This is a genomic window from Brevundimonas sp. SL161, from assembly GCF_049896985.1.
Taxonomy (GTDB): domain Bacteria; phylum Pseudomonadota; class Alphaproteobacteria; order Caulobacterales; family Caulobacteraceae; genus Brevundimonas.
Window position 1 is genome coordinate 1 of sequence record NZ_JAFCVJ010000055.1, and the last position, 6,053, is coordinate 6,053.

Sequence of the window (6,053 nt, forward strand, 5' to 3'; positions counted from 1 at the left end):
ATCTTCCACTCGGCCAGGGCGGCTGAGCGTTGGGCTTTGTATGTCTCTCTGCTGATGAGGTGGCGATCCTGATTGAAGTGGTTGTGGAAGGCGGCGTGGACTGAGCTGAACTTCTGCAGCGTCTTCATCTGCCGGAACCTCAGCATGGCCCGTTCTCGTCGTCGGAATGGCAGATGGGAGTTCTCAACCCTGTTGTTGGCCCAGCGGCCGATCTCCTGTTTGGCGGCGTTGCCGAGGGCCTTCATGGCGGCTTTGTAGGATCGCAAACCGTCCGTCGTGATGGCCTTCACCCGGCCGTGCCGTTTCATGATCTTTTTCATGAAAGTCAGAGCCGCGGCCTTGTCCCGGGTCTTGCTGGCAAAGGATTCCAGCACCTCGCCCTCCTTGTCCACGGCCCGCCAGAGGTAATGCATCTCGCCGTTGATCTTCACGTAGATCTCGTCGAGATGCCACCTCCAGTGGGTGAACGCGCGCATCTTCTGAACCCGCTTCCTGCGGATCTCCGCAGCGAACATCGGGCCGAACCGGTTCCACCACAGGCGCACCGTCTCATGGCAGATGTCGATGCCACGCTCGGCCAGCAGGTCCTCCACATTCCGGAGCGACAGCGGGTACTTTACGTACATCATCACCACCGTCCGGATCACCTCCGGCGAGCTGTCGAAGTAGCGGAACGGATTGGTGCTCTTGGCCATCCCAAAGAGCTAGCCGCCCTCCCCTTACCGCCGGCCTAAGTTTGGGCTGACAGAGCCTGGGCTAGTTCTAACCGAGCCCGCTTGCGCAGTGATTTCAGATCACCTCGCGCTTTGGAAATTTGCGTCATGCTGAAAGCCACGATGAAGATGGCGCTCAGGATCATCACGACCGTCGGCGCCGGGGCGCTGTCGAGGAAAAAACTTAAATAGACACCGGCGAGCGACGCGACGACGGCGATGACGACCGCGACTATCATCATCGGCAGAAACTGACGCGTGACCAGAAACGCGATCGCGCCCGGTGCGATCAGCATGGCGATGGTCAGGATAATGCCGGTTGCCGTCATCGCCCCGACGATCGCGAGCGACAGCAGGCACAGCAGTCCATAGTGCAGCCAGCGCACCGGCAGGCCCAAGGCTCCGGCCTGCTGCGGATCGAAGGCGTACAGCATCAGGTCGCGCCAGCGCAGGCCGATGACGACGACCACGAGAACGGCAATCATCCCACTCAAGATCAGGTCGGAAGCGCCCACGCCCAGCATATTGCCGAATAGAATGTGATCCAGGTGAACGTCGGTTTCGATTGCCGTATAGAGGACCAGCCCCAGACCGAACATGCCCGAGAACACAACCCCAAGAACCGTGTCCTCCTTGATCCGGCTGTTCTCCTTTAGCCAGCCGGTAAGGAGGGCGCAGATCATGCCGGCCACAAAGGCGCCGACCACGAACGGCACTCCCGCCACATAGGCCAGCACCACGCCGGGCAGCACAGAGTGCGAAACGGCGTCGCCCATAAGCGACCACCCCTTCAGCACCAAGAAACACGACAGCAGCGCCGTCGGCACTGCCGTCAGCACGGCAATGGCGAAGGCGTTCTGCATAAACGGAAACTGGAACGGGCCCGTCAGCATCTCGATCATGACGCGACACCTGCGGGATGAGCGGCATGTCGTCTGCGACGCGCGGCCAGCAGGCCGTGCTTGGGGGCGAACAGAAAGGCGGTGGCGAAAACCAGGGTCTGCAACACGACGATCACCCCACCCGTCGCACCGTCCAGGTAATAGCTTAAATATGCCCCGACGAAGCTGCAGGTCGCCCCGACAGCGACGGCGATTATGATCAGCCGCGGAAAGCGGTCGGTCAGTAGATAGGCCGTCGCGCCCGGCGTCACGACCATGGCGATGACCAGAAAGGCCCCCACGGTCTGGAGCGCGGCCACGGTGCAGGCGCTAAGCAGGACAAAAAACAGTCCTTTGAGGACCGTCGGGTTCAGGCCGACGGAGCGAGCGTGATTCTCGTCAAAAAAAGCGACCATCAGATCCTTCCATTTGGCCAGTAGGATGGTTAGGGACAAGCCCGCGATAATGACCAGCTGGATCGTGTCGGCCCGGGTCACCGCCAAGATATTGCCCAACACGATCGTCTGGATGTTCACCGCCGTCGGAGACAGCGACACCATGAACAGCCCCAGGCCGAAGAAAGCCGTGAAAATCAGGCCGATGATTGCGTCCTCTTTGAGCTTGGTGCGCTGGTTCAGGAACAGCATGGTGGCGGACGCCAGCCCACCGGCCAGAAAGGCCCCCAGCGAAAACGGCAGCCCAAGCATGTAAGCGCCGGCCACGCCCGGCACTATCGAATGCGACAGCGCGTCTCCCATCAGCGACCATCCCTTCAGCATCAGATAGGCCGACAAGAAGGCGCAGACGCCCCCGACCAAAGCACTGACGAACATGGCGTTGACCATATAGCCATAGCCGAACGGCTCGATCAGGGTCGCGATCACGGAACCGTTTCCGGGCTCGGCTCGGGGGTGCGCTCGCAACCGACTGGCCCTGGCTCCCCATAGACGATGAACGGTCTTTCGTCGTCGGTCAGCACCCCGATTGCCCGACGCCCGGAACCCAACGCCGCGTCGCCCAGGATGACGTGGCGCAACACCCCGCCGAACGCCTTTTCCAGATTGGCCTGGGTGAAAACCTCTTCGGTCGGGCCCGCGGCAATTACGGTCCGGTTGAGCAGGACGGCGTGGTCGCAGAACTCCGGCACCGTCCCCAGATTGTGTGTCGAAACCAGCAGCACCCGGCCCTCGTCGCGCAGACCCCGCAACAGATCGGTGATGGCGTCCTCGGTCTTGACGTCCACGCCGGTGAACGGCTCGTCCAGCAGGATGACCCGTCCGTCCTGGGCCAGGGCGCGGGCCAGGAAGACCCGCTTCTTCTGGCCGCCCGACAGTTCGCCGATCTGGCGTTTGCGGTAATCGCTCATGCCGACCCGCTCCAACGCCACATCGACGGCCGCGCGGTCGGCGGCCGTGGTCATCCGCAGCCAGTTCATCCGGCCATAGCGGCCCATCAACACCACGTCCTCGACCAGGACGGGGAAGTTCCAGTCGACATCCTCGCTTTGGGGCACATAGGCGACCAGGCTCTTCTTTAGCGCCGCCTTGACCGCCAGGCCCAACACCGAAACCGTTCCGCCCGTGACCGGCACGAACCCCATGATGGCCTTGAACAGGGTCGACTTGCCGCTGCCGTTGACGCCGACCAAGGCGGTGATGCTGCCGGCCGGCACGACGAAAGATGCGTCTGACAGCGCCGTGTGGCCGTTCCGGTAGGTCACCGTCGCGGAGCGGATATCCAGGCCGGCGGCGTCTGTCGTATCCCTCACGCCGACAACCCCGTCGCGATCGTTTCAGAGGTCACGCGCAGCAGGTCCAGATAGGTCGGCACCGGTCCATCCGCCTCACTGAGTGAGTCGACATAAAGCACCCCGCCATAGGCCGCGCCGGTCTCGCGCGCGACCTGTATGGCCGGGTCGGCCGAGATGGTGCTTTCGCTGAACACGGCCGGGATGCGATTGGCACGGACGATGTCGATGACTTTGCGCACCTGTTGCGGCGTGCCCTGCTGATCGGCGTTGATTGGCCACAGATAGACCTCACGAAGCCCGAAATCGCGCGCCAGATAGCTGAAGGCGCCCTCGCTGGTCACCAGCCATCGACGCTCCGGCGGAATGACGGCCAGCCGCTGGCGGATGGGCGCGACCACGGCCGCGATCCGCGCCTTATAAGCCTCGGCATTGGCTTGGTAGGTCCCGGCATTCGGAGCGTCGTAGCGGGTGAAGGCACCGGCGATATTGTCGACATAGACCTGGGCGGCGGTCGGCGACATCCAGGCATGGGGATTGGGCCGACCGCTATACGGGCCTTCGCCGATCCCCATCGGCTCCAAGCCGTCGGTCAGAGTGACGCCCGGCACGTCGCGTAGATTGCCAAAGAACTGCTCGAACCACAGTTCCAGGTTCAGGCCGTTCCAAAGGATTAGGTCGGCGTCTTGGGCCTTCAGCAGGTCGCCGGGCGTGGGCTGATAGTTGTGAATCTCGGCCCCGGCGCGGGTGATGGACTCGACCGTGATCCGGTCGCCGGCCACGTTGCGGGCCATGTCGGCGAGGATGGTGAAGGTCGTCACCGCCTTGAAGCCGCCCCCCGCTCCGGCGCTATCTGGCGCAGAGCAGGCCGACATTCCGGCCAACGCGAATGCGCCGCCTGCGAGCGCAAGAACGCCCCTGCGACTCTGGGTGATTTGGGGCCGGATTTCCGAGATCAAGGTCGTCTCCCCTACGCTTGCCTAACGGTGGAATACGTCCAACTCGCACAAAAGTTGCCTGATGCTAAATATTTTAGCCGAGGCTGAAAATTTGCTTGGAGATTGTTGATCGGGGCCTCACCTCTCGGTGAGAGCGTTCGCGCCATCTTCGCTTGCGCACCCATCTGTCGAGGTGACCGCGTGATGCGTATCTCTACTATTTTGCCTTATATTCAATGGTCTAGGGGCTTCGTATTCGCGGTCTCAATAATCGCGGCGTCCACCGTCAGGGCGCAGGAGCCCGACAAGTCCCGATACACCCTGACCAACCCGACCCCGCAAGAGCTGATGCGCGAGCTGTCCACCGACCGGCCTGACAAGACTGAAAGCGCCTATACGGTCGATGCCGGACATTTCCAGTTCGAGATGGATTTCGCGACCTTCACGACCGACCGGGATGAAGACACCGACCTCCGAACTGAAACTCTGAACCTCAGCCCGATCAACCTGAAGGTGGGGCTAACCAACAGCACCGATCTGCAGATCGTGATCGATTCCTACATCCGCCGGACGGTGATCGACCGGGTGTCCGGGACGCGATCGACGGCCGAGGGGTTCGGTGACGTCACCGTTCGGTTGAAACACAATCTGTGGGGCAATGATGGCGGCCGAACGGCTTTGGCTCTGATGCCGTTCGTCAAGACGCCGACTAACACAAACGGCCTAGGCAATGATGCGGTGGAGTTCGGGCTGATCGTCCCCCTCGCGATCGCAGTGTCCGATCGCGTCGGCATCGGGCTGATGACCGAGATCGACATGCTGGAGGATGCGGACGGCAGCGGCCTATCGCCATCGTTCGTGAACTTGGCGACCGTCGGTTTTGCCCTGACCGACCGCGTTGCAATTTACGCCGAAGTATTCACGGAACGTAGTTCCGAGGGCGGTGCCACGTGGGTGGTCACCTTCGACGCCGGCGTCACCTACGCCTTGACCGACAGCATCCAATTGGATGCAGGTGTTAACTTGGGCGTCACAGACGCAGCTGATGACATCGCCCTTTTTGCCGGATTGTCACGAAGATTCTAGGCGGTCCTAGTCAATCATATGGCAATCGGGCGACGAGATGAGAACGGGCACGTGAGGAGGCGTTGTCAGGATAACCGCGCCGGGTCGAGGAGCGTCCTACCCTGCCGGAATCAGGCGACCGCAGTCGCCCATCCGGCATCGGCTTCGGCGCGATAGCGGCGAAGGGTTGGATTTGTCGATCAAATGACGCTGGGTGTTGAAGGTGTTGTAGATCGCCGCGTGGGTGGTGAGGAATCTCTGTGCTGAAGACTGCGATTTGAACCGCTGCTGTTGCCGTTCTCGTCGTCGGATCGGGAGGTGGGAGTTCTCGACGCGGTTGTTTTCCCGCAGCCGAACCGGCCGGTGCAGAGGTGTTGTCAAGTTAAAGCCACACTTGGTGCCGTCGGTTGAATACTATGACCAAGCGGCGAGTTGGGCAGGTCTGTTCATCGACCACCCTCTGCTGAATTTCTTCTTTTTTTGCCCGATCGGTGTCCCTGAAATAGGCCTGACTAGAAGCTGCGAATCTCATCCTGACAACACCCGTCGAACGACGACGCTGAATCTAGTTTGCAGGGACGGAGTGTGTTCGCCAGGCTCTCAGCGAAGGGCCATCCGGAGGCGTCCGAACGACCAGTCCTGAGCCTCTCTGGCGTCACGCACGATGTCGGCCATCGAGAAGAACTCGTGCACAGAGCCTTCCCAGATC

General features: G+C 61.6%; 6 protein-coding genes and 1 pseudogene. 1 reads left to right on the forward strand and 6 read right to left on the reverse strand.

Annotated elements, in window-relative coordinates; genetic code table 11:
• From ACP7AU_RS17310 to ACP7AU_RS17330, 5 genes are all read right to left on the reverse strand, one after another.
• A partial coding sequence (locus ACP7AU_RS17310; RefSeq protein WP_426052221.1) for an IS6 family transposase occupies positions 1 to 695 on the reverse strand: 695 nt, incomplete at its 3' end.
• A gap of 35 nt (positions 696 to 730) precedes the next feature.
• Positions 731 to 1,615, reverse strand: coding sequence for a metal ABC transporter permease (locus tag ACP7AU_RS17315; protein WP_426052222.1), 885 nt, complete (start codon positions 1,613 to 1,615; stop codon positions 731 to 733).
• Positions 1,612 to 2,478 (reverse strand): metal ABC transporter permease, encoded by an 867-nt coding sequence (locus ACP7AU_RS17320; RefSeq protein WP_426052223.1) that lies wholly within the window; start codon positions 2,476 to 2,478, stop codon positions 1,612 to 1,614. The genes ACP7AU_RS17315 and ACP7AU_RS17320 overlap by 4 nt, the downstream gene beginning before the upstream one ends.
• Positions 2,475 to 3,362 (reverse strand): manganese/iron ABC transporter ATP-binding protein, encoded by an 888-nt coding sequence (locus ACP7AU_RS17325; RefSeq protein ID WP_426052224.1) that lies wholly within the window; start codon positions 3,360 to 3,362, stop codon positions 2,475 to 2,477. The genes ACP7AU_RS17320 and ACP7AU_RS17325 overlap by 4 nt, the downstream gene beginning before the upstream one ends.
• The gene (locus ACP7AU_RS17330) at positions 3,359 to 4,162 is read right to left on the reverse strand and encodes a metal ABC transporter substrate-binding protein (RefSeq protein WP_426052225.1); all 804 of its coding nucleotides are present in this window, start codon (positions 4,160 to 4,162) and stop codon (positions 3,359 to 3,361) included. Before ACP7AU_RS17330 ends, ACP7AU_RS17325 begins: the two co-directional genes overlap by 4 nt.
• Positions 4,163 to 4,483: 321 nt before the next feature.
• On the opposite strand from ACP7AU_RS17330, the gene ACP7AU_RS17335 reads away from it, so the two are divergent.
• Positions 4,484 to 5,365 carry a transporter gene (locus ACP7AU_RS17335; protein ID WP_426052226.1) on the forward strand — a complete coding sequence of 294 codons (882 nt, stop codon included), beginning with the start codon at positions 4,484 to 4,486 and terminating at the stop codon, positions 5,363 to 5,365.
• A 110-nt stretch (positions 5,366 to 5,475) separates the two neighbouring features.
• Here ACP7AU_RS17335 and ACP7AU_RS17340 read toward each other — a convergent pair.
• Positions 5,476 to 5,692, reverse strand: a pseudogene (locus ACP7AU_RS17340) (DDE-type integrase/transposase/recombinase); the annotation flags it as partial.
• Positions 5,693 to 6,053: the final 361 nt, after the last annotated feature.

Excerpts from the sequence above, each read along its gene's own strand:
- ACP7AU_RS17315 (WP_426052222.1), bottom strand. The coding sequence starts at position 1,615 with ATGATCGAGATGCTGACGGGCCCGTTCCAGTTTCCGTTTATGCAGAAC.
- ACP7AU_RS17335 (WP_426052226.1), top strand. The coding sequence starts at position 4,484 with ATGCGTATCTCTACTATTTTGCCTTATATTCAATGGTCTAGGGGCTTC.